Origin of the sequence: Mycolicibacterium frederiksbergense, from assembly GCF_012223425.1 — a bacterium.
GTDB lineage: Bacteria > Actinomycetota > Actinomycetes > Mycobacteriales > Mycobacteriaceae > Mycobacterium > Mycobacterium frederiksbergense.
The window spans coordinates 157,201-184,200 of sequence record NZ_CP038797.1 but is presented as its reverse complement, the minus strand read 5'-3'; the positions used below and the strand labels follow the sequence as shown (position 1 = coordinate 184,200).

Below are 27,000 nucleotides of genomic sequence, written 5' to 3'. Positions count from 1 at the left end.
AGGTTGGGGGCCGAGTGGCGAAACATCTGCCACTTCGCCGCCGGGAAGCCGCTGGCCTGAGCTTTTTCGGTCGGCCAGGTGGCGTAACATTCCGCTTACCGCCACCCGGCTCGTGAAGTGGCACAGTGATCGCATGCCACGGCAACCGAAGATCCCCCCGAAGGACTTTCCGCGTCCGTCGGTGCGGGATTACGCGGGTACCCGTGCCGACGCCGCGCGGTGGGTGCGCGACGTGCTGCGCGGCCAGATCCTCGAAGGCGCCTTCGGCGGGCTGGCCGCCGCGCGTCCGGCGTTGCCGTCGGAGTCCGAACTCTCCGCGGAACTCGGCGTGAGCCGTAACGCGATCCGCGAGGCGCTGGAGTTGTTGCGCGGCGAGGGCTTGATCACCCGGGTGCAGGGCTCCGGCACCTTCGTCACCGGTGCGAAGCTGCGCCAGCACCTTGACCGGCTGGAAGGGCTGGCGGAATCGCTTGCCGGCCACCGCCTGCCGGTGGACAACGAGGTGCTGTCGGTGCGCGAGTCCACCGCGACCCCGTTCGTCGCAGCCAAACTGCAACTCCCGGAGAACTCGCCGATCCTGTTCATCGAGCGGCTGCGCTCCGTCGGTGGGCTGCCGCTGTCGCTCGACACCACGTCGCTGCGGATCGGTGCCATCCCGGTCGACGCGGAACTGGCCCAGCAGGACGTGTTCGCCCTCATCGAGCAGGAACTCGGCGTCCGGCTGGGGTGGGCCGAGATCACCGTCGAATCCGTGGCGGCGGACGCGAAGACCGCCGAGCTGCTCAAGATCCGCCCGGGAGCACCGTTGCTGCTGCTCCACCGACTCACTCACCTCGAGGACGGCACGCCGTTCGACCTCGAGACCGTGCGGTATCGCGGCGACCGGTGCTCACTGGTGACCACCGCCGCCCGGGGCGCTGCCCCGACCCCTCCGTAACACCAAGCGGCACCGCACGACACGCCCCGCCCGGGGTTCAATTCACAACCATTTGAGAGGTGTATTCAGCATGCCCGAACAACCCAACATCGTCTACTTCCACGTCGACAACCTCGGCATGGGCGAACTCGGCTGCTATGGCGGCGGGATCCTGCGCGGTGCCGACACCGCTCGCGCGGACGCGTTCGCCGCCGAGTCGCTGAAGCTGTCCCACTTCGTCGTCGAACCGCAGTGCACCCCCACCCGGTCGGCGCTGATGACGGGCCGGTATCCGATCCGGTCCGGCAACCACACCATCGCCCTGGGCGGCAACGGCGGCGGCATCGTCGCCTGGGAGCGCACCATGGGCGACATTCTCTCCGAAGCGGGCTATGCCACAGCATGTTTCGGGAAGTGGCACATCGGAGCCGAGGACGGCCGCTGGCCGACCGATCACGGCTTCGATGAGTGGTACGGTCCGGCCCGAACCTACGACGAGTGCCTCTGGCCAGACGATCCCTGGTACGACGGCGACCGCGACGGCTACTCCTACATGTACGAGGGCACCAAGGCCGACGGTGTCAAGACCACCGACGAGCAGCTGACCGTGCAGCTCAAGGGCCAGATGGACGGCGAATACGACCGCCGCGCAAAGGCCTTCATGAAGCGCAGCGTCGAGGCCGACAAGCCGTTCTACCTGTACCACAACCACTCGCTGATGCACTTCCCGATGGAGGTACGCGACGAGTTCAAGGGTAAGAGCACCAACGGCAACTGGGGCGACTCGCTGCTGATGCTCGACCACGACTTCGGCAGCATCCTGGACACACTGACCGAACTCGGTATCGAGGACAACACCATCGTGATCTTCGCCGGCGACAACGGCGCCGAGGATCATCTGGCCGGACGCGGCACCGCGGGATTCTTCGACGGCTCCTACTTCAGCTCGGCGGAGGGCGGTATTCGCACGCCCTGCCTGATCCGCTGGCCGGGCAGGGTGACGCCACGCGAGAGCAATGACATGGTGCACGTCACCGACATGTTCCCGACGCTGCTGCGCTGGGCTGGCTGTGATGTGCCCGACGACCGCACCATCGACGGCATCGACCAGCGGGAGTTCTTCGCCGGGGATGCCGAGGAGTCCAAGCGCGATGGCTGCATGGTGTGGCTCAACGAGGAGCTGCACGCCGTCAAGTGGTCCCAGTTCAAGATCAACTTCAAGCGTCAGCAGCACTTCCACGACCCCGAGATCCCCCTGGGGTTCGCCCGCATCACCAACCTGTTGGAGGACCCGAAGGAACGCGAGGCGGTCAACCAGACGTGGGTGCGGTGGTGGGTCATGCAGCACGCCTACCGCTTCATTCAGGAGTTCGACAAGAGCGTCGAGGTCGAGGAGCTGATTCCGGCGGGCGCACCGGTCGACTTCGTGCCGGCGCGCGCACAGTAGTCAGCAGATGACCACGTCGAACCGCTATGGCGCCGAGTCGATCACGATCCTGGAGGGGCTGGACGTCGTCCGCAAACGCCCCGGCATGTACATCGGGTCGACGGGGGAGCGCGGCCTGCATCACATGATCTGGGAGGTGGTCGACAACGGCGTCGACGAGGCGATGGCGGGGTACGCCAGCCGGGTTGACGTGACATTGCTGGCCGACGGCGGCGTCGAGGTGGTCGACGACGGACGCGGGATCCCGGTGGCCGAGCACGCCACCGGGGTCCCCACCATCGACGTCGTGATGACGCAGCTGCACGCCGGCGGCAAGTTCGACTCGGACTCCTACAGCGTCTCCGGCGGGCTGCACGGCGTCGGGGTGTCGGTCGTCAACGCGCTGTCCACCCGTCTTGAGGTCGACATCTGTCGGGACGGACACCGCTGGTCGCAAACCTATGACCGGTCCGTGCCGGGCACCCTGGTCAAGGGCGCATCGACCGCCGGGACCGGAACGACAGTGCGATTCTGGGCCGACCCCGAGATCTTCGAGACCACCACCTACAGCCTCGAGACGGTCGCACGCCGACTGCGGGAGATGGCGTTCCTCAACCGCGACCTCACACTCACCCTCGACGACCAACGCACGGGGGAGCCGGAGCGGCGCACCTTCCGCTATCCCGGCGGCCTGGTCGACTTCGTCTCGCATATCAACCGCACCAGGGAGCCGATCCAGCCGACCGTCGTCAGATTCTGCGGTGCCACACCCGGATTCGAGGTCGAGGTGGCGATGCAGTGGAACGCCGGCTACACGGAGTCCGTGCACACGTTCGCCAACACCATCAACACCCACGAGGGCGGCACCCACGAGGAGGGGTTCCGCGCCGCCCTGACCACGGTGATCAACAAGTACGCCAAGGACAAGAAGCTCCTCAAGGACAAGGACCCGAACCTCACCGGCGAGGACATCCGCGAGGGTCTGGCGGCGGTCGTCGCGGTGCGGGTGGCCGAACCACAGTTCGAGGGCCAGACCAAGACACGACTGGGCAACGCCGACGTGCGGTCGTTCGTGCAGAGAATCTGTCACGACCGGCTGACGCACTGGTTGGAGGCCAACCCGGCGGAGGCGAAGGTCGTGATCACCAAGGTCACGTCATCGGCGCACGCGCGGCTCGCCGCGCGTAGGGCGCGAGAGCTGGTGCGACGCAAGAGCGCCACCAACCTCGGCGGCCTGCCCGGCAAGCTCGCCGACTGTCGGTCCACCGATCCGGCGAGGTCGGAACTGTACGTGGTGGAGGGGGACTCGGCCGGTGGCTCGGCCAAGAGCGGACGCGACTCGATGTTCCAGGCGATCCTGCCGTTGCGCGGCAAGATCATCAATGTCGAGAAGGCGCGCATCGACCGCGTGCTGAAGAACACTGAGGTCCAGGCCATCATCACCGCGCTGGGCACCGGCATCCACGACGAGTTCGACATCGCAAGACTGCGCTACCACAAGATCGTGCTAATGGCCGATGCCGACGTCGACGGTCAGCACATCTCCACGCTGCTGCTCACGCTGCTGTTCCGGTTCATGAAGCCGCTCATCGAGAATGGCCACATCTTCCTGGCGCAGCCGCCGCTGTACAAGCTGAAGTGGCAGCGCAGCGCACCGGAGTTCGCCTACTCCGACCGCGAGCGGGACGGGCTGCTCGAGGCGGGGCGGATGGAAGGCAAGCGGATCAACAAGGACGACGGCATCCAGCGCTACAAGGGACTCGGCGAGATGGACGCCAAGGAGCTGTGGGAGACCACGATGGATCCGTCGGTGCGGGTGCTGCGCCAGGTCACCCTCGATGATGCCGCTGCCGCCGACGAGCTGTTCTCGGTGCTGATGGGCGACGACGTTGAGGCCCGGCGTAGCTTTATCACCCGCAACGCCAAGGACATTCGCTTCCTCGATATCTGAGCCTCAGAGTAGTCGCAGCAGTAGGTAGACGAGCACCAAGGTCATCAACGTCAGAACCGCCATCCCTGTGAAGAGGACTTCGCGTCTTGGGGCACCCACCGCCACCGGACGAACGGTGAGTACACGACGGCGGTGCACACCGATTACACAGACGGCCACAGCCGCCGCAGCGCCGAAGGCCCCAACCGCTACTTGTTCCGGACGCCCGGCCAACTCTGCAAGGTGATGATCTTTAATCAGCAGCAGTCCGCCGGTGATGAGGATTGCCAACGACGTACGGGTCCATGCCAGTAACGTACGTTCGGGCTGCAAACCGCGATCCTCGGCCAGCGCCTGACGAGTCATCGGCCGTCAGTGTTCGCCGCCACCGCAAAAGCCACGGTTACCAGCCCGATGATGAGCAAACCAGCGGTGAGATACGTCGGTGTCGACGGACGCGGGAGCGGCAGGTCGCGCCGCATCGCCTGGTCGACTTGGTGCCACCGATGAAGTCCGGCACCCGACGACAGCATCGCAAGTGCGCCGAGCGCCGCACCCAGCGCAGGCCGTAGGCCCGGTACGGCCAGTTCCTGCAGGAACTGGACGACGACCACCGCTGCCGCCAGCAGGGCCAGCGCAGTGCGTTGCCACGCTAGGAACGTTCTCTCGTTGGCAAGCGTGAACCGGTAATCGGGCTCGAGCAGTGACGAATTCTCGTTCTGATCAACAGGTTCGGTGGTGTTGGCACTCATCGGCACAGTCTCCGGGGGATGGTGGAAGACCGCTAGTGCAGTGCGGGTGGCGTAACTGAAGCTTCACCTAGGAGTTTGGTTGTCCAGGTTCGCCCGGTCGAGGTTCCCGAATGCCGAATGCCGAGCGTCCTGACACTGGTTGTCCGAGGTGCACTGGCGGTATAGCCGTGGTCCAACGTTCAGTCGTGGCCAGTTAGCAGAAGCCGCCGAATGTGATTCCCGTGGACACCGAAGCCGATGCGGATCGATCATCATCAAGGGCTGCGCTCGAGAATGCGCCCGCATGAGGCGTTCCGCATGTCAACAGATGGCTGTGCCCGCCTAGCCCTTGGTGGGGGTGTCATCCGCACGTCACAGACACGGCGAGGCATGGCAGGACCCGGAGGACGTGGCCAGCACGCTGCTCCTCAGCTGGCAGATTCCAATGCCAACCGTGGCGTAACGGACGTGAAACCTTCAGAGACAGCGGGGTAACAGAAGCCGTCAAGCATCAGAACTGTGTTCAGCAGTTGATATAGGCCCGTTGGATGCGGCCGCCATGCGATCCACCTAGTCGAGGAGAATTGATGATACTCGCCCTGCCGTACTACCCGAGAGATTGCGGCCATGAGTGACTTCAACCGTACGCAAGCCATTCTCGTCGCCAACCGGCTGAAGGTCGGATACCAGGTGGACGGCACCACCCGGATCGCGATCGAGGATGTGAGCTTCGAGATCCACCCACAGGAACGCGTGATGTTGATCGGTGCGTCCGGCTGCGGAAAATCGACGTTGCTCAAGACCATCGCCGGCTTCATCACCCCATGTCTGGTGAGGTCAGGGTTCGTGGAGTGAGCGCGCCGGCCCCGGGACCCGACCGCGGGGTAGTTTTCCAGGAACTCGATCAACTGTTTCCGTGGAAGACAGCCGTCGACAACATCCGCTATGCGGTGCGTGCCGTGGGTCGGTCCAAAGCGGTGGCCTCCGAGACCGCGGAGCGCTATCTGGACCTTATGGGGCTCAGCAACGCGGCAAGCCTTTACCCGCATCAGCTGTCCGGCGGTATGAAACAGCGCGTGGCCATCGCACGAGCATTGGCGATTGAACCGGCAATCCTGTTGATGGACGAACCCTTCGCCGCCCTCGACGCGCTCACCCGACAGCGTCTGCAGGGCGAACTGCGTCGGGTCATGGACCAAACCAAATCCACGCTGTTGTTCGTGACCCACAGCATCGACGAGGCGCTACGGCTGGGGGATCGCATCATCATCCTGGGCAATTCGCCGTCGCGTGTGCAGGAAATCATCGACGTATCGACGCGTGACCTCGATGGCCCCGGCTTCGCAACTGCCGAGCGCCATCTGCGAGAACTGTTGACGGGCTAGGGGAGAACTGTGTTATCGACCAGAAACACCGAGCGTGTGCAGGCGAAACTCGGCATGCAGTCGGTCGGCGCGCGGACACTCGGCGCCAAGTTCACGCTGATTTGCGCGTTCGTTCTGCTGTGGCAGATTTACGCCACCGTGGGTGGAGTGGACAGCCTCGTCTTTGCGAGCCCGGTGCAGGTATTCGAAGCGATGTGGAACGGGTGGCGGACCGGCTCGCTCATGGACGCGACGTTCGGGACGTTCCGTTATCTGACCATCGGTCTGGTGGTCGGCGTTGGGGCCGCGATAATCTTGACCGTCCTGGCCACGTGGAGCAAGTGGTGCGGGTACGCACTGTCGTTGGCCACCTCAACGCTCACTCCACTACCGGCTATCGCGATCCTGCCGCTGGCGATCCTGTGGTTTGGAATCGGGCCGTTGGCGCTGACCATCGTCATCGCCAACTCAGTGGTGTGGCCGGTGGCGCTGAACATCAGTGCCGGCTTCCGCTCAGTCAACCCAACCGTAGTTATGGTTGGTAGAACGCTGGGCCTGAACAGGTTTCGACTTGCCGGTGACATCTTGCTGCCGGCGGCTCTGCCGTACGCCTTCACTGGATTGAAGACCGGATGGGCGTTCGCATGGCGCACGTTGATCGGCGCAGAACTGGTGTTCGGAGCATCAGGACAAGGCGGTGGCCTCGGCTTCTACATCAACAACGCCAGCATGTTCATGCGAGTCGACGAGGTCTTCGCAGGCCTAGTGACGATCGCAATTGCGGGCGTGCTCATTGAGGCGCTGTTCAAGATGCTCGAACGTCGAACGTTAGTCCGCTGGGGTATGTCGTCGCCAGCCTGACAGTCACACATTCGGACACTAGGAAGAGGTAATTCGTTGGAAATCAACGGTTCTAAGCCATTTCGCGCGATATCTCGCAGACGGTTCGGAGTGCTGGCTGCTACGACGGGCGTTGCGTTGACCGCAGCGGCGTGCGGCAATCAGGACGCGGGTGGCGCCGGCGGTGGAAGCCAAACGACGCTGAAGATCGCTTATCAGCCGAACTTCGGCTACGCGCCACTGATGGTCCTGAAGAGTAAGGGCTGGTTGCAGGAATCCCTGCCCAATTGGGATGTGTCGTATCAGACTGTCAATTCTGGAGCGCTGATCAGATCAGGAATGATTTCAGGCGACATCCAGGTGGGCGCCTTGGCGCTGTCGCCATTCCTGGTCGGATGGGACAAGGGGCTGGACTGGAAGATCGTCAGTGCGTTGTCTGACATCGACCAGTGGCTGATGGCAAAAGATCCCCGCATCGACTCATTGGCCGACTTCACCCCCTCCGACAAGATCGCCGTTCTGTCGGCTGACAACAACCAGGCGATTCTCTTGCGGATTGCAGCCAAGCAGCAACTTGGTAACGCAGACGCATTGAAGGTGAACGAGGTATACATGCCGCACGACACGGGCACGCAGTCCTTGCTCACCGGCCGCGTGGCAGCACAGTTCACCAACCCGCCGTACCAGTTCAAGGATCGGGACGCAGGTGCGCGCAGAATCTTGGGCAGCCACGACATCTTCGGGGGGCCTGATCGTCCGATCTTCGGTGCGGTGGCAGTGCGACAGCCCTACATCGAGGACAACCCTGATGTTATCGAGGCGCTGCGGACCGGCATCAGCCGAGCCGCTGATTTCATCACATCCGACCCAGATGAGTCGGCTGCCATCCTCGCCGCCGAATTCGGAGAGGACGCTTCTACGATCTCAGCTCAACTACACGAGCCCTCGGTCACATTCACATCCGGCGTCACGGGTGTCCAAGCAATGGCTGAAGCAATGCAAGCAATCGGCGTGATCAAAACCACGCCTTCATCAGACAGCGAGGTAATCAGCACATCATGAAGGAACTGGAACGCGAGTTCAAGCTATGGGCGTTCGGCGACGCGCACGTCGGCACCGACATCGAATACGGACGAGAAAGCTTGGCAGACGCCATCCGGCAATCGGAATACGGTGGAGCAGAAGGCGGTCAACCGTTCGACTGGGACATAGCCATCGACGCCGGCGATATGTCAGGCACGCACCTGGGCCTGCCGTCCGACGCAGAAGGCGCTGAGATTCGCCGGCAGTTCTCGGCTATGCGCAAACACCGCCGCGAGGACGTTTACAGCGTGTCAGGCAACCACGACCGCAGCGGATTGACGGAACCGGCGGGCTGGTGGTGGCAGAAATGGATCGATCCGCTGGGTCGGCACACCGAGGACTCGGGCGTCGACCCTGCGGCAAGAACCTATCCCGTCCAAGGCACCTGGGAGAGGTACTCGTTCCGGGTGGGCAACATCCTGTTTCTGATGATGAGTGACATCAACGAGCCCACCCAGGCAGCTGGCCGTGGTGAACTGGGTGGAAACCCCGGCGGCGTGGTGTCGGGGAGCACGTTCGAATGGTGGAAGCGCAATGTCGAAGAAAATCCCGAATCGATCATAGTGACCGTCCATCACTACGTCCTCAAAGGCACGACGGTTGCCTCCGGGGAGTGGGAAGGCGTTCGCATCGACGACGACGGAACGCTGCACGAGCACTATCATCGACCATTCCAGCGCGGCACGCCAAACGGAGCGTCCTACCTGTACTGGGTTGATAGCAAGCCGGATTCGGGTGCCTTCGAGAGCTACTTGGAAGCGCATCCCGGGTCGGTCGCACTGTGGATCGCCGGCCACACCCACACCAACCCCGACGATTCCTATGGCGGGAAGACTCATATCGAGCAGTGCTATGGGGGAACTTATTTCATGAACGCTGCGTCGCTGAGCAAGCACCACATGCCGATCACAACGCTACCGATCAGTCGGCTGCTCACCTTCACCCCGGGCAGCTCCGAAGTGCAGGCCCAGTGTTATCTGCACACAAGCGACTATGCCCCGCAGGGATGGTACGAAAAGGCCTATAAGACACTGAACCTCAACAAACCATTCAGTTGGTGAGTGCTGCGCGGCCGATCCGCGTGAGGTGAGCCCGTCGTAGTGGTCCAGTCGTTGTGCGACTCTGTTGCCCGGTGTTCGGGCAAGAGCGCCGCGCGTGCACGGTTGTGGGTCTGCGTCGGTGTGGGAGGCCCAGCGGATGACGATCCTGTTCGTCACCCACGACGTCGACGAGGCGTTGTTGCTCGCGGACAGGGTCGTGCTGCTCAGCCACCGGCCGGCGACGGTGGCAGAGATCATCACCAGCGATCAGCCGCGGTCGCGCGAGGCCCAGTTCCACGAGGAGTATCAGCGGCGCCGCCGCGGCATCCTCGACTTCCTCGGCCACAGTCCCACGCAGAGTGCCTGACCGTCACCAGTAGGAGAGCATCGTGAGCGTCACCCTTCCCGCCGGGCGGGATCACCACGTCGTCGCCGAAACGTCTGTCGTGCAGGCGCTTCGGTCGCCGGCTCGGCTGCGCACCGAGGTGCTGGCCGGGCTAGTGGTCGCGCTGGCGCTGATTCCGGAGGCGATCGCGTTCTCCGTGATCGCCGGGGTGGATCCCCGCGTCGGGTTGTTCTCCTCGGTCACGATGGCGATCACCATCGCGCTGACCGGCGGGCGGCCGGCGATGATCTCGGCGGCGACCGCGGCGGTGGCCCTGGTGGTGGCGCCGGTGGCGCATGAGCACGGGGTGGGCTACCTCATCGCGACGATCGTGCTGGCGGGGCTCTTCCAGTTGACGCTGGCGTTCGTGGGCGTCGCGAGGCTCATGCGGTTCATCCCGCGCAGCGTGATGATCGGATTCGTCAACGCGCTGGCCATCCTGGTGTTCGTCTCGCAGGTGCCGCATCTGCTCGGGGTGCCGTGGCTGGTGTATCCGCTGACGGTGGTCGGCATCGTCGTGATGGTGCTGCTGCCGAAGGTGACGACGGCCGTTCCGGCGCCGCTGGTGGTCGTACTGCTGCTGACAGGATCGGTCGCGGTGTTCGGCTGGCAGGTGCCGGATGTCGGTGATCAGGGTGCGCTGCCGGATTCGCTTCCCGTGCCCGGGTTTCCGGCCGTGCCGTTGACGTTGCAGACGCTGCAGATCATCGCGCCGTATGCGCTCGGCGCGGCGCTGGTCGGGCTGTTGGAGTCACTGATGACCGCCAAGCTCGTCGACGACATCACCGAGACGCCGTCGAACAAGACTCGGGAGGCGTGGGGCCAGGGTGTGGCCAACATCGTCACCGCGATGTTCGGCGGTATGGGCGGCTGTGCGGTGGTCGGCCAGACGATGATGAACGTCAAGGTGGCCGGGGCCCGGACACGGTTGTCCACGTTGCTGGCCGGCGTGTTCATCCTTGTGCTGGTGGTGACCCTGGGGTCCGCCGTCGGCATGATCCCGATGGCCGCGCTGGTGGCGGTGATGATCGTGGTGTCGGTGGCGACGTTCGACTGGCACAGCGTCACCCCTCGCACGTTGCGGGTGATGCCGCGCAGCGAGACCGCGGTGATGCTCGTGACGGTCGTCGGCACGGTCGCGACCGGGAACCTCGCCGTGGGCGTATCGCTGGGTGTGCTGGCTGCGATGGTCGGCTTCGCCCGCCGCGTCGCTCATCTCACCGTCGTCGAGTGCGATGCAGCGTCGGATGTCCGGACGTACCGGGTGCGGGGTGAGCTGTTCTTCGCGTCGAGCAACGATCTGGTGCATCAGTTCGACTACGCCAATGACCCGGACGACGTGGTGATCGACTTGTCGGGCACCGATGTCTGGGATGCGTCGTCGGTCGCGACGCTGGACACGATCCGGCTGAAGTACCAGGCGCGGGGTAAGACCGTGCGACTCACCGGACTCGACGGGGCCAGCCTCGAGCGACTCACGAAGCTGTCGGGGCGTTTGGGGGTGTGACGCTTCAGGTCGGGCTCTGGAGCGGGGATTTCTTCACCCTGGCACTAAAAAACGTGCACATCCGTAGTCTCTGCATACCGCAGAATGGGGTGAGCGAGTGCTTGAGGGGGCCAGGTGCAGGTAGATCCGGAGATACTCCGAGCGTTGGCCGGGCAGGTCGACAGCGCCGCCGGGGTGATCACCGCGGCCGATGTCGGTGGGACCACATCCAAAGCCGCCGAGGGACTGCCCGGCTCCACGACACAGTGGGCGGTGCGCGCCGTCGGTGAGCACTTCTCCACCGTGGCTGACCAACTCGCGCAGAACGTGACCAAGCTCGGACAGGCCGTGCGTGGAGCCGGCGACGCGTACGAGGTGACCGACGACGCGCTGGCGGGCACCCTGGACGGGTTGTTCTGACCGATGCTGCCGTCACGTCCCACCCTGAGGGGGTGGAACCCTGACTCCCTGACGACGTCCGCAGAGTCGATCACGTCCAAGGCGCGGTCGGTGTCGGATGCGGTGACGGGCATCGATGACGAGTGTCTGCGCATGCCCGAGGTCAAGGCATGGTCGGGGCGCGCGCACGAGGCGGCGTCGGCGATGTTCGGACGGGCGAGCCGTCAGGCCTTGACTTTCTTGGCGTACGCGAATGGTGTCGCGTCAGCGTTGCGCACCGGTGCCGACACGATCGGACCCGCGCGAAGTGCGTTGCTCAACGCGGCCGACCGGCTAGATGCAATACCGTTCAGTTAAGACTACAACGGTGTAGTTTGTAGGTTATGCCTCGTGCGGGTTGGCGCAAGCCGGAGTCGGATCGTCGGTTGTCGGATCTGGTGTCGGTGGGTGTGCTGACGCGGGTGTTCCCGCCGGCGTTGGTGGACGAGGTGATTGAGGCGGCAGGGCGCACACAGGTGCGTCATCGTGCGCTGCCGGCGCGGGTGATGGCCTACTTCGCGATCGGGATGGGCCTGTATTCAGACGGTTCCTATGAAGACGTGTTATCACAGCTCACGGATGGTTTGGCGTGGGCTTCGGGGTGGCGTGAAGAGTATCGGTTGCCGGGTAAGTCGGCGATCTTTCAGGCGCGGGAGCGGCTGGGGTCGGCGCCGTTGGCGGACCTATTCGCGCGGGTTGCTCGGCCGTTGGGTGGTCAGGACACGCCGGGGACATGGGCGGCCGGGCGGCGGTTGGTGGCCATTGATGGGACCTGCTTGGACGTGGCGGACACCCCGGTCAACGAAGAGTTCTTCGGCCGGCCCGGGGTCAATAAGGGCGAGAAATCGGCGTTTCCGCAGGCCCGGCTGCTGGCGGTCGCCGAGTGTGGCACGCACGCGATCTTCGCTGCCGTGGTGGGGGCTTGCCGGGACTCTGAGAAGGTGTTGATCGGGGATCTCCTGCCTGCGCTCGCACCCGGGATGTTGTTGCTGGCCGACCGCGGATTCTTCTCATATCTGTTGTGGCGTAACGCTTCTGATACCGGCGCTGACCTGTTGTGGCGAGTGAGTACCGGGGCCAACGGGCCGACACCGTCACATGTGGAGGACCTGCCCGACGGGTCGTGGCTGGCGCATCTGCGGGCCAGTAAGGATCGACACGGCGAGCCGATGCTGGCTCGGATCATCGACTACACCCTCGATGACGGCCGCGAGAACCCCACCGCCTACCGACTGGTGACCACTCTGCTCGACCCAGTGGAAGCGCCTGCGGTCGAGCTGGCAACCGCATACGCCCAGCGCTGGGAGATCGAAAGCGTCGTTGATGAACTCAAAACCCACCAACGCGGCTCCAAAGTGGTGCTGAGATCGAAATCGCCCGACCTGGTACTTCAGGAAATCTGGGGATACCTGTGCTGCCACTACGCGATTCGATCCCTGATGAGCCAAGCCGCCGATCACGCCGGCCGAGACCCCGATCGGCTCAGCTTCACCGCCGCGCTACGCATCGCACGCCAATCCGTCGCCCAGCAGGGTGCTTTTTCCCCCTAACCAGCGACGATCAGCCGACCAACACTGGCGGGCCTTCCTGCATCGACTCCTGGCCCGGCTCAACCCGCCACGACGCCACCGATCAGCACCCCGAGTGATCAAACGCAAAATGCCAAAATGGCACGTCAAAAGAACGGCCCACCAACACTGGCCTCAACCCGAACATCCACCCAGCATCAGAATCCGAAACTGTTAACTGAACGGTATTGCGGCTAGATGCGGGCCCGCTCAATGTCACCGACCAGTGGGTGGTCCTGATCGACCCAGTCAGGATGTCGGCCGAGGATATGGCTCAACTGGAGAAGCTGGCGCGCTCAGAGCAGGAGTCGATCAACCGCATGCTGACGGCCGTCGGTGACGCCGATAACGCGGCCGCGAACGCTGTGGTCGCGGCGGGAGGCGAGTTCGGCTTCGTCGAAGCCGGTCCGCCAACGGATCTGGGATCGATGATCGTCCCTGTCGCGCAGCGTCCCGGCGATGAGGTTCCGGATCCCCGGAACCCGGTTGGTGTGGTTGCGCAGGAGGCGATTCGCAACGGAGACATGATGATGGCGATCCGCGAGGTCGTCGAGTCAGAGAACTCCTACGGCGACGAAGTGACGACCGTGTACATGCAAGACGGCAGCCGGCAGGTCGTCAGCAAGCGTGATCCATTCGACTGGCCCGACAGGCAGAACTTCATCACGATCGAACAGTTCGACAAGGATGGCAATGAGGTCTCGAGATCCAGTTCGTGGCACGACCTCCGCACCAACTACGACTACTTCACTGTCGCCTACCCAAATGGATCCCAGCTCACCGCCTCGATGGATCCGTCCGGTCATCGGACAGTCGGTTTCACCACCGCGGAGGGTGGGCATCCGCCAATCCCGGTCGAGTTGATCGATAACATCTCATTGGTGTCCGGCGTTGGCCTCTCCGGCCTGGAGAAGCACATCGTGAATGGAGGCAGTTTGCCAATGATCACGCCATCCGCCGTCGACGACATCGGCAAGGCAGCCAAGTTCGGCGGTCCGGGGCTTGCATTTGCGACCACGGTGTTCGACATGGCGATGGCTGACTCCGATAAGGCTCGCTGTATTGCTTTCCTGGCCGGCGCCGCCAGTGGTGGCGGCGGTTGGGGCGGCGCGGAAGGTGGCGCCATGCTGGGCGCGCTCGGAGGCCCGTTCGCCCCGGTGACAGTGCCTATCGGCGCACTCTTCTTCGGGGCGGTCGGAGCGACAGGTGGGGCAGAACTGGGCAAGTTTGTGGGGGAGTTCGTGTGTCCGTCCTAAGCGTGCCGGAGCCGTCCGGTTGGCAAAGCGGTCAGCGCAAATGGGGTTGGGCGGCGGTGGCGTTGGTCGTCATTGGCGGATGGCTGGTTTTCCGAGGTGCCGAGGCAACGATGCGGGGCAACTACCTGACCACTGCGGTCGTCGCCGGGTGGATTGCGCCCTTGTTGCTCGGCGTGGTTGCGCTCATGCGGGTTTCGATCTGGCCAACGTCACTGCGCGCAAGTGTTGACACGACGGGCACCAAGTTGCGGCCGGACATCTGGATGGGGGTTCTGCTGCTCATCGGCGGCATCCTAGCCATCCCCAGTGCGGTGCTGATCGTGATCTTCGTGCCCCGAGGTGAAATCGACCTTCCGATGTCACGGGGCATGCAGATCTTCTTGCCGATTGTGATGGTGTGCGCACTGCTGGTTTTGATCCCAGGCTTGGTCAAAATATTTCGTGGCCGCGGAGCGGGCTATATCAAACTGACCCCCTATCAAGTCGAGTACGCCGATGTTGAACTCACACGGTTCGCCGTGTGGGAGGACGTCGACGCGGTTGTCGACCATGTCGAGCGAATGAAGACGCGTAAGCCGGTGGTGCTACGGCAGCGTGACGGCAACGACCTTGTCGTTGAGGGTCTCGACCTTTACGTGGCAGGCGGAGCGCCGCTGTACTGGATGATCCGCCATTACTGGCTCAATCCAGACGACCGTGCCGAACTCGTCGACGGGCGGGCGCTGGAGCGGCTGAAGGCCGGACGGTTCGACATCGATGAGACGAACGCATCGAACTCCTGATCGCACCGTCAGCGACGACCATCCCGGCGAACGCGTAGCATCGGCCTTGGGCTCGACGACTGGTCTCGAGCCGGTGCGGAGGTTCCTGGCGATGGCGATACGGTAGCGAATCCGCGTGGCAGTCAGCGTGTTCGACATCTTCTCGATCGGTGTGGGCCCCTCCAGCTCCCACACCGTCGGACCGATGCGTGCCGCGAGGGGATTCATCGCCGAACTGGGTGAACGGGTCTCGTCCGTCGTCGCTGTGCGGGTCGACCTGTACGGGTCGCTGGCCGCCACCGGCCGCGGACACGGCACGCCCGGCGCCATCCTGCTCGGCCTGGAAGGCAAGACGCCCGAGGATGTCGACCCGCGCGCCGGCCATGAACGCGTAGCCGCGATCGACGGCGGTGATCCGTTGCTGCTGGGCGGCGTGCACCCGGTCCCGTTCACCACCGCGGACATTGCCATGCAGCCCGCCGAGATCAAGCACCGGCACACCAACGCCATGCGGTTCGCCGTCGACTTCGACGACGGCGGCCACCACGTCGCGATGTACTACTCGGTCGGCGGCGGATTCATCGTGCGCGACGGCCACGCCGAGGCCGCACCCGCAGCGGTTCCGATGCCATTCAGCACCGGCGACGAACTGCTGCGACTGTGCGACCAGTACGACGCGCCAATGTGGGAGATCATGTGCCGCAACGAGCGCGCGCTGTGTCCCGCGTCGGAGGTGCGATCCGGTCTGCTGCGGATCTGGACGGCGATGGCCGACTGCGTCGAGGCAGGCCTGCACGCGGAGGGTGTGTTGCCGGGCGGGCTCGCGGTGCGCCGGCGGGCGCCGGGCCTGTATCGGGAGTTGACGCGCGGAGGCGGCGGCTTTGCGCACGCCGACTCGATGGACTGGCTGAACGTCGCGGCGATGGCCGTCAACGAGGAGAACGCCGCCGGCGGGCGGGTGGTCACCGCACCCACCAATGGGGCCGCGGGAATCGTTCCCTCCGTGATGTTCTGGGCGGTGCGCTATCTGCCCGGACTCGATGTCCCGGAACGGCGCGACGAGGCGATCATTCGGTACCTACTGACCGCGGCGGCAATTGCGGTGCTCTACAAGGAACGCGCCTCGATCTCCGGTGCCGAGATGGGCTGCCAGGGCGAGGTCGGATCGGCGTGCTCGATGGCCGCAGCTGGCCTGGCCGAACTGCTCGGTGGAACACCGCGTCAGGTGGAGAACGCCGCCGAGATCGGCATCGAACACAACCTGGGGCTCACGTGCGACCCGGTTGGCGGTCTCGTGCAGATTCCCTGCATCGAACGCAACGCCATCGCCGCGGTGAAGGCCGTCAACGCCGCCAAGATGGCATTGCACGGCGATGGCATCCACCGGGTGTCCCTCGACCAGGCGATCGAAACGATGCGCCAGACGGGGATGGACATGCTCACCAAGTACAAGGAGACCTCGCTCGGTGGGCTGGCGGTCAATGTCCCGGAGTGCTGAGAGGTCCCCGGAGTGATGTTGCAAGTGCCCACCTCTGAGCGACAATCTCGCTGACCGCCGGAGCCCGCCACGTACGGTGGGGCCGTGACCAACGATGCAGTGAGCGACACGACGATCGAGCGCGTGCCGGGCACGCCGAACCTGCTACTCGGCGCGTATGACGTGTCGACGATCGGCTACGACGCGGTGGAGTTCTTCGTCTCCGGAACGGCGACCAGCTACGTCCCCCAGCCGGGCACCGCGGCCTACACAACCCGCATCGTGGTCCTGACGCCGACCGATCCAGCCCGGTTCAGCGGGACGGTCATCGTTGAGTGGCTCAACGTCAGCGGCGGGATCGACGCTCCCGCAGTGTGGTTCATGGCGCATCGCGAGATCGTCCGGGCCGGCCACGCCTATGTCGCGGTGTCGGCGCAACGCGTCGGCATCGAGGGCGGCGCGAGTATGGGCATGGACATGTCGCTCAAGACGCAGGACGCCGCGCGCTACGGGGCGCTGAACCACCCCGGCGACGCCTACGCCTACGACATCTACTCCCAGATCGGCCGGCTGTTCAGAGACCGCGCGGACGAACTCCTGAACGCCCGTCCGGAAACCGTTGTGGCGGTCGGTGAATCACAGTCGGCCCTGTTTCTGACCACCTACGTCAACGTCGTCGATCCGTTGGCCGAGGTGTACGACGGATTTCTGGTGCACTCGCGGTTCGGGCCTGCCGCGCCGCTGGACGGCTCGTCGATCTTCGAAGACGCCGGCGAACCGGAGCCGGTGCCGTTCAGCGCGGACCTGCGCGCGCCGGTCATGACGGTGATCACCGAGACCGACCTCGTCGGCGGCGTGCGCGCGGGCTATCACCTGGCCCGCCGGCCCGACGGGGACCGGCTGCGCGCCTGGGAGATCGCGGGCACCGCGCACGCCGACAACTACACGATCAAGGTGGGATTCATCGACTCCGGCTCGGCACCGCTGGCCGACCTCGTCGCAGGTTACGCGCCAACCACCAACCTGATGGGTCAGGAACTGCCGCACTGCATCAACTTCGGCCCGCAACACCACTACGTGCTGCAGGCTGCGCTGGCTCACCTGGTCGCATGGGTCCGCACGGGCGCGGTGCCGCCGACCGCGGCGCGGATGGACCTCACCGACGACGAGCCGACGCAGCTGGTGCTCGACGCGAACGGGCTCGCGACAGGTGGCGTGCGCACGCCATGGGTGGACGTGCCGATCGCGCGGACGTCGGGTATCGGCAGCGCCGAGCCGTTGATGGCGATGCTGTTCGGCTCCGGGTCCGTCTTCGACGCCGAGACCCTCGCGCGGCTGTACCCGGGCGGCGCCGCCGAGTACCTCGACCGGTTCACCACATCACTGGATGCCACGATCGAGGCTGGCTTCCTGCTCGCCGCCGACCGCGAGGAGATCCTCGCGCTGGCCGCCGCGACGTTCCCGGCGCCCTAATGGTGCAGTCCTTCGTCGCAAACGAGTTCAGCGTGCCCCGCCAATGGTGGGACGACGACGCCGCCGGGTCGGTGTGCTTCGCAGATCTCACGCTGCCTCAGCAGCGCGGCGTTCGGAACGTGCCGATCGCTGTCGCCGAGGGCCACTTCGCCACACTCGACCAGGAGCGTGAACTGTTCGACCTGATCAACTTCGGCGGTGTGAAGCAGGGCGAGATCGACGACGACGTGCCCATTGGGGGATCTGAAAACGAACGCGCCCCCAGCCGCAGGGGGAGGAGCGGCTAGGGGGCGCAACGCGCGTCCTCGGGGGTGAGGACGTGTCGTCAACGCTAGCAGCGCAAACCGACATCCCCGGGCCCCGACAACGCCCAATTACAGGCCAAGGTGACGGAACAAGCGCGTGTCGCCGGTACTACCCGAATGAACTACGACGAACACGCAAAAGGAGTCGACAATTGGTGCCCGGCGACATCGACGCAACCAGGCGCTGATCTCCCATGTGCTTGGCCACCACCGAGCCCGGCGGTCCGCGGCGCTGCTCCGGGGACACCCGCGCCGCCTACGAGAAGTCCGCCACCGCCGCGCACACCCTCGACGCGCGCCACCAGCAGCTGCACCACGCCTTGACGGCCCACGACGCGACCGACCGCCACCGCGCCGCCACCGCACTCCCACCGGCCCAGCGAGACGAGCTGCTGGCCGGCTTCACCCCCGAGGACATCGACGCACTCGCAGAGGCCCGCCGCCAACAGATCCGCCCCGCCGTCGACGCCGCCTTCGCCGCCACACCCACACTGCAGCTGGCCGACACCCCACGCGACACCACGATCGCCGAGCACGCCGAGATCTCCATCCACCGCCCCCACGGCACCGACACAATGCGCGCGACCTGCTTAGACGCCAACACCGCGGTGTACCGAACCCGCCGCGGCGACTACGCGATCGCCTACCAAGACGGCGAGGCCTACCGCACCATCGCCACAGCCTCCAAGTATAAGACCGCCCTCACCAAGGCCAACCAAATCCCCGCACTCACCCCCATAGGCCAACCCCCTGGCGGCATCGACGATCTCCAGCAGCAGGCGCACCGCGCCCGCGCCGACACGGCGCTGCAGCTGGCCACACGGGCGGCCCACGGCCAGCTCACCACCCCCGACGAGCAGGCAGCGTTTCTGGCAGAACGCCTGACCCATGCCCGGGAGGAGATCGTCGATGCCGCCGCCGCCACACCGCTACACAACGAAATCCTCGACGCCACAACACGACACCGCCACCACCAGCAGCACATCGCCGCCCAGGCCGCCGGGGACGCCGCCCGCCGCGCCGCCGAACCGGCCGGCCAAGACACAGACGCCGCATACACCGCCGCCTACCGCAACGCCCTGGGCACACCCACCCGCGGCGGCGCCCACATCCCACATTTCGCCCACCACGTCCTGCCGGCCCCCAGCATCGGCGCCGACACCCACACCACCATGGCCCGCAACGGCCTCCGCGCCTACGGGCCCGAGACCGTCGACGACTACACCGTCATCCGCCGCCGCGGCGAGGACCTCACATCGTGGGGCCTACGCGACGTCTACGGCACCCTGCGACCCACCCACATCGCCGAACTCACCAAGGCCCACTCCCGCTTCGTCAACACCGCCCTCACCACCGATGAACGCGACGCACTGCGCACCTACACCAGCGGCCGACACATCGGCTCCGGCGCCTACATCCAGATCAACGACGTCTTCACCGGACGAACCACCACACCATCCCCAGCAGTGGCCAACACCTGCACCCACCTGCGCAGCGCCTTCGACAAATACGCCCGTCACAACACGATGCGCGAACCCGTCACCGTCGTCCGCGGCACCCATGTCCCCTCCGAATGGGCCACCGCCCCAAGCGACTACCTCGCCACCGCATTCCCCATCGGCGCCAAAGTCGAACTCGGGCAGGTCGCCTCGGCCACCACACGCACCACCACCGCCACCAAGTTCGCCGACCGCGAGCCCGGCTCCTACCTGATGGTCATCCGCACCAGAGACGGCCTGCCAGTCAAGGCGATCTCCGCCAACGCCGGCGAAGACGAGGTGATCATCCCGCCCGGCACAGCGCTGCGCTGCGTACGCGTCGACGCAGCCGGCGTGGAACACCGACCTACCGTCTACCTGGTTGCCGAAGACCTGGTCGCCGAAGCCGAAGCCGAAGCAGCAGAGCGCGCCCAAAAAGCCTCCTGAGCAGGCCCGATAGCACGTCCCCGTACCTATGCGGCTCGACGAGTGAGCAGCAGCCCACCGGCGCGGCGTGGCCGCGGCCCAGAGGGGCCGAAGGAGCAGAGCGAGGGCCCCACGGCAGCGGGGAAAGTGCCATCTCGCGAGGTCAACCGTGGTTTGGGGCTTCAGAAGAGCGCAGCATCGCCGCGGCGGCCGGCATCCCGCAAGCGCGACCCACACCTCGCCGAGGGCCTCCACGAACGTGGGGCGGGCCAGACGGGGTGACGGTGGGTCACCCGGGCGCATTGCCATCCAACGTTTGGGCGCCTGCCTGTGCCACTCCAGCGGGCCCGCAGGGGCCCGCTTCACCTCCACTCTGCGGGCTACAGCCGGCTGCAAGGATCGGCCACCAGAAAGTGCCCCTACCTTTGACGATGACACGTCCCCGCAGGCAAGCGTCCGCGCTTGCAACTCGAACACTTGGCCTCGCGAATAAGAACGCCGAGCACCGCTAATCTGGATCCGTCTTGGGCTGGCACTCGGCCACTAGGCGAACACCGTACCGAGGGGTCGAATGCCGAACATCTATGACAACCTTGCACCCCAGACGCGGCTACGACCTGCACTTCGTGAGGCGCTGCAGGAGTACGACACGTTCGACGTTGCAACCGGATACTTAGACCTGCGGGGCTGGGCTGGTCTAGCCGACCTCGTAGAAGACAAGTCCGCAAACGGCGCGGCCGGCCCCGTAGCCAGGATCCTGGTCGGAATGGTGGCGCCGTCGGACTCCCAGCAGATCCTCGACTCCTTGCAGCACGAAGTGCAACCCGTCCCCTACGGGGCCGAGATACACGACGCCGGTAAGGCGCGAGCGCGCCGAGATCAACTCGTCAACCACCTGCGCAACCAGCTCATGCGCGGTCTGGCCACTGAACAGGGGCAGCAGACCCTGCAGACGTTGAAGCGCCAACTCGAGAGCGGCGCCGTGCAGATGAAGGTCTTCACCGAGAAGCCGCTGCACGGCAAAACCTACCTCTTTCAAACACCCAGCAAGAAGCACCATTCGAGGTGGGCATTCGTCGGATCATCCAACCTGACCAACGCAGGACTGACCACCAATCTCGAACTAAACATCGACGTCCAAGACTCCGACGCCAGCGCCAAGCTCGCCGACTGGTTCCAGGCCAGATGGGACGATCGCTACTCACTGGAGATCGGCTCCGAGATCATCGAACTGATCGCCGAGTCGTGGGCTGCAGAACTCCAGCCCACCCCCTTCGAGGTTTACCTGAAGGTCTGCCACGCGTTGTCCCAGGACGCGCGAGACGGCCTGGGGTATGTGCTTCCCGAATCGATGCGAACGCTGCTGCTGGACTACCAGGAAAGCGCTGTGCGGACACTGGCACGGCGAATCGTCAGCCGCGGGGGGACGATGCTCGGCGACGTCGTCGGATTGGGCAAGACACTCACCGCAATCGCCACCGCCTTGATGCTGCAAGCTGCAGAGGATTACTCGACGCTTGTGCTCTGCCCCAAGACACTGGAACCGATGTGGACCCGCTACATCGAAGAGTACGACCTCAACGGCCGAGTTGTCCCGTACTCAATGGTCGACAAGGTCTTACCAGAGATGAAGCGCTTCAACCTGGTGATCTGCGATGAGTCACACAACCTGCGCAACAGCGGAACCGTTGCCTACCAAGCTATTCACGACTACATCCGCCGCAACGCATCAAAGGTCCTACTGCTCACCGCCACGCCCTACAACCTCGCCTTCCTCGACGTCGCAAGCCAGATCGGCCTGTACATCGACGACGACCAGGACCTCGGCATCGTTCCATCAGCGGCCCTAGTCGCCGAACCAGGCCTTCGGGACAAGGTAGACGGAAAAATCAACACCCTTTTGGCTTTCCGACGCTCTGAACACGCCGAGGACTGGCGCCGTCTCATGAGCGACCACCTAGTCAGGCGCACGAGAAGCTTCGTCAAGCGCACCGCAGCAACGGAAGTCATCAGCCTGCCGGACGGCACGCAACAAGAACGCCAGTTTCTTCAGTTCGCCAACGGTGAAAAGTTCTACTTCCCACAACGCATCGCGCGACCACGCAGCCATGACTTCGCCGCCGATGACCCAGCTGCACTCATGGAAGACGACACCACGCTGAACACCGTGCAGGCGCTCACCTTGCCCAGGTACCGCCTCGCCGACTACGACAACCCACGCGCCACGCACACGATCACCGACACCGCCGCTCTCGCCGACATCCGCTCCGGCCGCGGCAATGTCAGCGGATTCGTCCGCACCGGCCTGTTCAAGCGACTGTCCTCATCGGGACATTCGTTCATCCTTTCGCTGCAAAGGCAGCGCGCACGCAACGAACTCTTCATTCACGCCATCAACGAGCAACTGCCGATCCCAGTGGGCAGCTTCACCGACAAGCAGTTCAACGTAACCGACGAGGACCTTGAGGAAGCCGCTGTCACACACGGCTCACTCACCAGCCGGTATGAAGAACTACGCAATAGCGCCCCGGGTAAGACCAAATGGATCAACAGTGCCGTGTTCACGCCCGCGCTGCGCCGCGACCTTGAAAGCGATAACGAACGAATCTCGCTGCTACTGGACCGATTCGGTAGCTGGGACCCATCGCGAGATTCCAAACTCAACGCCCTCGTTGATCTCCTACGAAACGAGCACCCGGGCGACAAAGTGCTGGTCTTCACCGAGTACGTCGACACCGCCAACTACATCGCTCAATCGCTGACCGAAGCTGGGATAGCCAACGTCGGACTGGTGTCGGGCAACACCGACAATCCAGCCGAGATGGCGATCCGCTTCTCCCCACAATCCAACACCGTCCCCGGGAAACCCGCCCCAGACACGACAGAAGCAGACCCGATCGACGTACTGGTAGCCACCGACGTTCTCTCCGAAGGTCAGAATCTCCAAGATGCCCACATCGTGGTCAACTACGACCTGCCCTGGGCCATCATTCGAATCATCCAACGCGCCGGCCGCGTCGACCGCGTGGGTCAGAAATCCGACACCGTCTACGTGTACCTGATCAGCCACGACAAGATCGAACAGCAGATCAACCTCCGCCAACGCATCAAGTCCCGACTCGGAGCGTCGGCGGAGGCCTTTGGCTCGGACGAGCAGTTCTTCGGTGGGCCCGCGGAGATCAAGATCCTCGACGACTTCTACAAGGGCAAGGTCTCCGAGGACGCCGAAGATGTCGACGGCGAAGCGGACGCGGTAAGCGAAGCGTGGCTGGCATGGTCGAACGCCCAAACTAAGCATCCCCAGATCGCTGCCAAGGTGCTCGCCATGCAAGACCTGCTCCACTCCAGTCGCGACCAGTACCTCACCGAATCACGCGGAGGCGTCGCTTGTTTCGTCTCGACCGATTCAGGAGTGGAGGCCTTCGCCTCAGCGACCCTCGACCCCTCCGGCGCGGTCAGCCACCAACTGCTGACACCCCTCGAAGCGATGCGCATGTTCCAAGCCCAAGTCGACACCCCCACCGCAGAAGTGCGCCCAGACCACTTCGAGCTGGAACGCCAACTCCTGCAGGGACCACTAACGCTAGAAGCGTTGGCTGCCGGCAACCTCAAGGGAATCCGTAAGTGGGTATGGGAGCGCCTAGGGGGTAACACCTTGTTCGAGCAAGCCTCGGACGCGCTCAACGCACTTCAGGAGCGCCCGCTTACCGAGCACGCCACAGCGCGGCTCACCCAGGCCCGCCGAAATCGATACAGCCTTGACGACCTCGCCGATCTCATCACCCAGCTACACCGAGACGACCGCTTGGTCATTCGCTCCACCGACATCGACAACATCAAGCTGGTGTGCTCAATTGGAGTCAAAGACGCATGAGTACAGCCAACCTGATCACCCTTGCCGACGAGAATCGCCACCAGGATCTCTTTCTTCATGAATTGAACTGGAACGCTCCCGACCACCCACCGGTCAGCGTCACCGCCGCAGCCGGCGAAACTCATACGGTCACCAACGTGGCCTCCTACCGCGGCATCCGCGTATGGGCATGCGACGGAATTCCCGGCTCCCGCACCGAGGCCGAGATCGACCGCGCCATCGCCAAGACCACCACCGACCGACTCGTCATCTTCCACAACGAAGCAGAACAAGTGTGGCGCTGGCCCGCTCGGCGAAGCACCGACAACGCCAATGCCACCCGCCTCACACGCCACCGTCACCGTAACGGCAACCCCGACCCGCCATTCGAATCGCGACTCGCCGCTATCCAGCTTCCCCTCGACCGGGAGATCGACGCGAACACTCTCCTTACGCGTGTACGCGACGCCTTCGACATCGAAGCGCGAAACGAATCCCGCCGGGCATCAAAACTGATGGCCCGCATGTACACAGCGCTCGAACGCGCGTACCCCCACAACGCAGACCGACCGAAACTCGAACACGAGATCTCGGTAACACTGGCGCGGATCCTGTTCCTGATGTTTGGCGATGACACCGAGATGTGGGAGCCCGACGGAGAACCAGATGCGTTCCGGGACTTCATTCACCGCGAAACAACCCCTGATGGCGCAACCCTGGCCGAGCAATTGAACGACCTCTTCGCCGACCTCAACAACGCAACCGTCGCCCGCACTGTGCCCTACATCAATGGCGGCCTTTTCAACGAGCCGGTCACCATCCCTCCCCTGGATAGAGAGTTCCGCGACGCAGTCCTCGATGCGTGTGCTGTCGACTGGTCGACGATCAGCCCAGCCATCTTCGGGTCGATGTTCCAATCCGTGCGTGACGCCCAGACTCGCCGCGAACTCGGTGAGCACTACACTGCCGAGGACAACATCCTCAAGACCCTTAACCCGTTGTTCCTCGACGAGCTACGAGCCGAATTCGGCACCGCGCGCGACCATCCTGACGCCGCCAAGCTACTGAACAAGCTCTGGAAGAAGCTTGGAGAAATCCGCTACATGGATCCCGCCTGCGGGTGTGGAAATTTCATCATCGTCGCCTACCGCGAACTCCGCGATCTCGAACTGCAGATCATGGAGCAATTGCAGGAACTCGGCGGGGACAACCAACTGTCCTTCGACCCGACTCTGTCCCTTAAAGTCACGCTCGACCACTTTCACGGCATCGAGGTCGACGAATGGCCCGCCCGCATCGCCGAGACGGCCATGTTCCTAACCAACCGGCAGTGCGACCTCAAACTCAAGCAACGCTTCGGGGAAGCGCCTCGCCGCCTGCCCATCCAGACTCAGACTCGCATTGTGGTGCAGAGCGCGCTCACCTTGGACTGGGAAACTGTCATGCCTGCTGGAGTGAACAGCATCATCGCGGGCAACCCACCATTCCTCGGCATCAGCCAGCGCACAGCCCAACAGACAGCGGAGCTGCAAGCCGTATGGGGTACCGGGTACCACGGCACCCTCGACTACGTCACCGGCTGGTACGCGAAGGCCGTCGACTACTTCTCAAACCACGACGGTCTGTGGGCCTTCGTATCAACCAACTCAGTCCTGCAAGGCGAAGCGGTCGCCCCCCTGTTCCGCAGAATCACCGAACATAAGTGGCGAATCAAATTCGCACACAGAACATTTCCGTGGACTTCGGAGGCGGCGGGCAGAGCGGCCGTGCACTGCATCATCATCGGATTCGCCAAGAAAGTCGCTGAACCACGGCTCTTCGACTATCCCAGTGCTGGCGCAGCGCCCGTTGAACGAGCTGGCGTCACCAACATCACTCCGTACCTCACCGACGGCCCTACGTATTGGTCGAACCGGTAACCAACCCCCTCAACCCACAGATCGGCGCAGTCGCATACGGCAACAAACCGACCGACGGGGGAAACCTCATTGTCGAACCTGACGCTTACCAAACCGTGATGGACGATCCCATCGCCGCGAAGTACGTCCGCCGCTACGTCGGAGCGCGGGAGTTGCTCCACGACACCATGCGCCACTGCCTCTGGCTCCGTGACGCCGATGATGAAGACCTCGAACGCAGCCCAGTCCTGAAAGAACGAGTCGCCGCTGCCCGGCAGTTCCGCTCAAAAAGTAGAGCAGCGTCCACCCGGGACGCCGCATCAACAGCTCATGAGTTCCGGCAGGTGTCCCAACCAGACGCCGCCTACCTCTGCATCCCACGCCACATCAGCGAGAACTACCCGTACTTCCTCGCGCAACGCTACGGTGCCGACGTCATCTGCAGCGACGCCAACTTCCTCTCCCCAGACCCCGACGGCTTCATCTTCGCTGCGATCTCCTCGACGATGTTCATGACCTGGCAGCGCACCGTCGGCGGCCGCATCAAATCCGACTTACGGTTCAACAAGTTGCTCGCATGGAACACATTCCCGCTCCCCACCATCAACGACGATCGGCGCAAGCTGATCATCAGCGCAGGGGCAGAGGTGCTGACCGTTCGCGCACAACTCACCAACATGGCGCTAGCCGACATGTACGACCCCGTGAGTTTCCCCGAGGACCTCCGCCAGGCGCATCTGCGACTCGACCACATCGTGGACGAGGTCTTCGGCGTCAAGGATCCAGACATCCCAGAACTCGACCGCCAAGACGTCCTCTTCAGCCATTACCGCCGACTCACTAAGCGGCTTTAAGTCGAGCAGGTG

The 27,000-nt window shown here is 64.2% G+C and carries 22 protein-coding genes and 1 pseudogene; 21 read left to right on the top strand and 2 right to left on the bottom strand.

Going from position 1 to position 27,000, the window contains the following annotated elements:
* Nucleotides 1-232 precede the first annotated feature (232 nt).
* From EXE63_RS01015 to gyrB, 3 genes are all read left to right on the top strand, one after another.
* Nucleotides 233-937, top strand: coding sequence for a GntR family transcriptional regulator (locus tag EXE63_RS01015; RefSeq protein WP_234904127.1), 705 nt, complete (start codon nt 233-235; stop codon nt 935-937).
* Between the two features lie 70 nt (nt 938-1,007).
* Entirely contained in the window at nt 1,008-2,363 is a 1,356-nt protein-coding gene (locus EXE63_RS01010; protein ID WP_168140437.1) for an arylsulfatase, read from the top strand.
* A 7-nt stretch (nt 2,364-2,370) separates the two neighbouring features.
* On the top strand, nt 2,371-4,293 hold the full coding sequence (gyrB, locus tag EXE63_RS01005; protein WP_168140436.1) for a DNA topoisomerase (ATP-hydrolyzing) subunit B: 1,923 nt from the start codon (nt 2,371-2,373) through the stop codon (nt 4,291-4,293).
* Between the two features lie 3 nt (nt 4,294-4,296).
* On the opposite strand, the gene EXE63_RS01000 is transcribed toward gyrB, so the two are convergent.
* Both EXE63_RS01000 and EXE63_RS00995 read right to left on the bottom strand, forming a co-directional pair.
* Nucleotides 4,297-4,638 carry a DUF202 domain-containing protein gene (locus EXE63_RS01000; protein ID WP_168140435.1) on the bottom strand — a complete coding sequence of 114 codons (342 nt, stop codon included), beginning with the start codon at nt 4,636-4,638 and terminating at the stop codon, nt 4,297-4,299.
* Nucleotides 4,635-5,024, bottom strand: a complete 390-nt coding sequence (locus tag EXE63_RS00995; protein ID WP_168140434.1) for a YidH family protein — start codon at nt 5,022-5,024, stop codon at nt 4,635-4,637. The genes EXE63_RS01000 and EXE63_RS00995 overlap by 4 nt, the downstream gene beginning before the upstream one ends.
* A 606-nt stretch (nt 5,025-5,630) precedes the next feature.
* Between EXE63_RS00995 and EXE63_RS00990 the strand changes: the two are divergent.
* The 18 genes and pseudogenes from EXE63_RS00990 to EXE63_RS00905 all read left to right on the top strand — a co-directional run bounded on the left by EXE63_RS00990 (nt 5,631) and on the right by EXE63_RS00905 (nt 26,988).
* Nucleotides 5,631-6,388: pseudogene (locus EXE63_RS00990) on the top strand (ABC transporter ATP-binding protein).
* Nucleotides 6,389-6,424: 36 nt separating this feature from the next.
* Nucleotides 6,425-7,228 carry an ABC transporter permease gene (locus EXE63_RS00985; protein WP_168140433.1) on the top strand — a complete coding sequence of 268 codons (804 nt, stop codon included), beginning with the start codon at nt 6,425-6,427 and terminating at the stop codon, nt 7,226-7,228.
* A gap of 36 nt (nt 7,229-7,264) precedes the next feature.
* The gene (locus EXE63_RS00980; RefSeq protein WP_168140432.1) at nt 7,265-8,269 is read left to right on the top strand and encodes an ABC transporter substrate-binding protein; all 1,005 of its coding nucleotides are present in this window, start codon (nt 7,265-7,267) and stop codon (nt 8,267-8,269) included.
* Nucleotides 8,266-9,351 (top strand): metallophosphoesterase family protein, encoded by a 1,086-nt coding sequence (locus EXE63_RS00975; RefSeq protein WP_168140431.1) that lies wholly within the window; start codon nt 8,266-8,268, stop codon nt 9,349-9,351. Before EXE63_RS00980 ends, EXE63_RS00975 begins: the two co-directional genes overlap by 4 nt.
* A gap of 136 nt (nt 9,352-9,487) precedes the next feature.
* Nucleotides 9,488-9,697 (top strand): hypothetical protein, encoded by a 210-nt coding sequence (locus EXE63_RS00970; RefSeq protein WP_234904106.1) that lies wholly within the window; start codon nt 9,488-9,490, stop codon nt 9,695-9,697.
* Between the two features lie 22 nt (nt 9,698-9,719).
* Entirely contained in the window at nt 9,720-11,222 is a 1,503-nt protein-coding gene (locus tag EXE63_RS00965; protein WP_168140430.1) for a SulP family inorganic anion transporter, read from the top strand.
* A gap of 114 nt (nt 11,223-11,336) precedes the next feature.
* Nucleotides 11,337-11,621 carry a type VII secretion target gene (locus EXE63_RS00960; RefSeq protein ID WP_168140429.1) on the top strand — a complete coding sequence of 95 codons (285 nt, stop codon included), beginning with the start codon at nt 11,337-11,339 and terminating at the stop codon, nt 11,619-11,621.
* Between the two features lie 90 nt (nt 11,622-11,711).
* Complete coding sequence (locus EXE63_RS00955; RefSeq protein ID WP_168140428.1) at nt 11,712-11,957, top strand: hypothetical protein; 246 nt, start codon at nt 11,712-11,714, stop codon at nt 11,955-11,957.
* A 26-nt stretch (nt 11,958-11,983) separates the two neighbouring features.
* Nucleotides 11,984-13,189: an IS4 family transposase gene (locus tag EXE63_RS00950; RefSeq protein ID WP_168140427.1), complete on the top strand. Its 1,206-nt coding sequence runs from the start codon at nt 11,984-11,986 to the stop codon at nt 13,187-13,189.
* 248 nt (nt 13,190-13,437) lie between these two features.
* A complete protein-coding gene (locus EXE63_RS00945; RefSeq protein ID WP_168140426.1) occupies nt 13,438-14,463 on the top strand; it encodes a hypothetical protein in 1,026 nt (341 codons plus the stop codon).
* Between the two features lie 2 nt (nt 14,464-14,465).
* The gene (locus EXE63_RS00940) at nt 14,466-15,245 is read left to right on the top strand and encodes a hypothetical protein (RefSeq protein ID WP_168140425.1); all 780 of its coding nucleotides are present in this window, start codon (nt 14,466-14,468) and stop codon (nt 15,243-15,245) included.
* 115 nt (nt 15,246-15,360) lie between these two features.
* Nucleotides 15,361-16,722, top strand: coding sequence for an L-serine ammonia-lyase (locus tag EXE63_RS00935; RefSeq protein WP_168140424.1), 1,362 nt, complete (start codon nt 15,361-15,363; stop codon nt 16,720-16,722).
* A gap of 84 nt (nt 16,723-16,806) precedes the next feature.
* Nucleotides 16,807-18,174 carry an alpha/beta hydrolase domain-containing protein gene (locus tag EXE63_RS00930; protein WP_234904105.1) on the top strand — a complete coding sequence of 456 codons (1,368 nt, stop codon included), beginning with the start codon at nt 16,807-16,809 and terminating at the stop codon, nt 18,172-18,174.
* Between the two features lie 32 nt (nt 18,175-18,206).
* Complete coding sequence (locus tag EXE63_RS00925; protein ID WP_209999685.1) at nt 18,207-18,461, top strand: hypothetical protein; 255 nt, start codon at nt 18,207-18,209, stop codon at nt 18,459-18,461.
* A 212-nt stretch (nt 18,462-18,673) separates the two neighbouring features.
* Nucleotides 18,674-20,404 carry an ADP-ribosyltransferase domain-containing protein gene (locus EXE63_RS00920; RefSeq protein WP_168140422.1) on the top strand — a complete coding sequence of 577 codons (1,731 nt, stop codon included), beginning with the start codon at nt 18,674-18,676 and terminating at the stop codon, nt 20,402-20,404.
* Nucleotides 20,405-20,954: 550 nt separating this feature from the next.
* Complete coding sequence (locus EXE63_RS00915) at nt 20,955-24,257, top strand: helicase-related protein (protein ID WP_168140421.1); 3,303 nt, start codon at nt 20,955-20,957, stop codon at nt 24,255-24,257.
* Nucleotides 24,254-26,155, top strand: coding sequence for a DNA methyltransferase (locus EXE63_RS00910; protein WP_168140420.1), 1,902 nt, complete (start codon nt 24,254-24,256; stop codon nt 26,153-26,155). Before EXE63_RS00915 ends, EXE63_RS00910 begins: the two co-directional genes overlap by 4 nt.
* Nucleotides 26,140-26,988, top strand: coding sequence for a type IIL restriction-modification enzyme MmeI (locus EXE63_RS00905; RefSeq protein WP_366515270.1), 849 nt, complete (start codon nt 26,140-26,142; stop codon nt 26,986-26,988). The genes EXE63_RS00910 and EXE63_RS00905 overlap by 16 nt, the downstream gene beginning before the upstream one ends.
* Nucleotides 26,989-27,000 lie beyond the last annotated feature (12 nt).

Coding starts and splice junctions, on each gene's coding strand:
- EXE63_RS01010 (WP_168140437.1), top strand. CDS start 1,008: ATGCCCGAACAACCCAACATCGTCTACTTCCACGTCGACAACCTCGGC.
- gyrB (WP_168140436.1), top strand. CDS start 2,371: ATGACCACGTCGAACCGCTATGGCGCCGAGTCGATCACGATCCTGGAG.
- EXE63_RS01000 (WP_168140435.1), bottom strand. CDS start 4,638: ATGACTCGTCAGGCGCTGGCCGAGGATCGCGGTTTGCAGCCCGAACGT.
- EXE63_RS00995 (WP_168140434.1), bottom strand. CDS start 5,024: ATGAGTGCCAACACCACCGAACCTGTTGATCAGAACGAGAATTCGTCA.
- EXE63_RS00975 (WP_168140431.1), top strand. CDS start 8,266: ATGAAGGAACTGGAACGCGAGTTCAAGCTATGGGCGTTCGGCGACGCG.
- EXE63_RS00970 (WP_234904106.1), top strand. CDS start 9,488: ATGACGATCCTGTTCGTCACCCACGACGTCGACGAGGCGTTGTTGCTC.
- EXE63_RS00950 (WP_168140427.1), top strand. CDS start 11,984: ATGCCTCGTGCGGGTTGGCGCAAGCCGGAGTCGGATCGTCGGTTGTCG.
- EXE63_RS00920 (WP_168140422.1), top strand. CDS start 18,674: ATGTGCTTGGCCACCACCGAGCCCGGCGGTCCGCGGCGCTGCTCCGGG.
- EXE63_RS00915 (WP_168140421.1), top strand. CDS start 20,955: ATGCCGAACATCTATGACAACCTTGCACCCCAGACGCGGCTACGACCT.
- EXE63_RS00910 (WP_168140420.1), top strand. CDS start 24,254: ATGAGTACAGCCAACCTGATCACCCTTGCCGACGAGAATCGCCACCAG.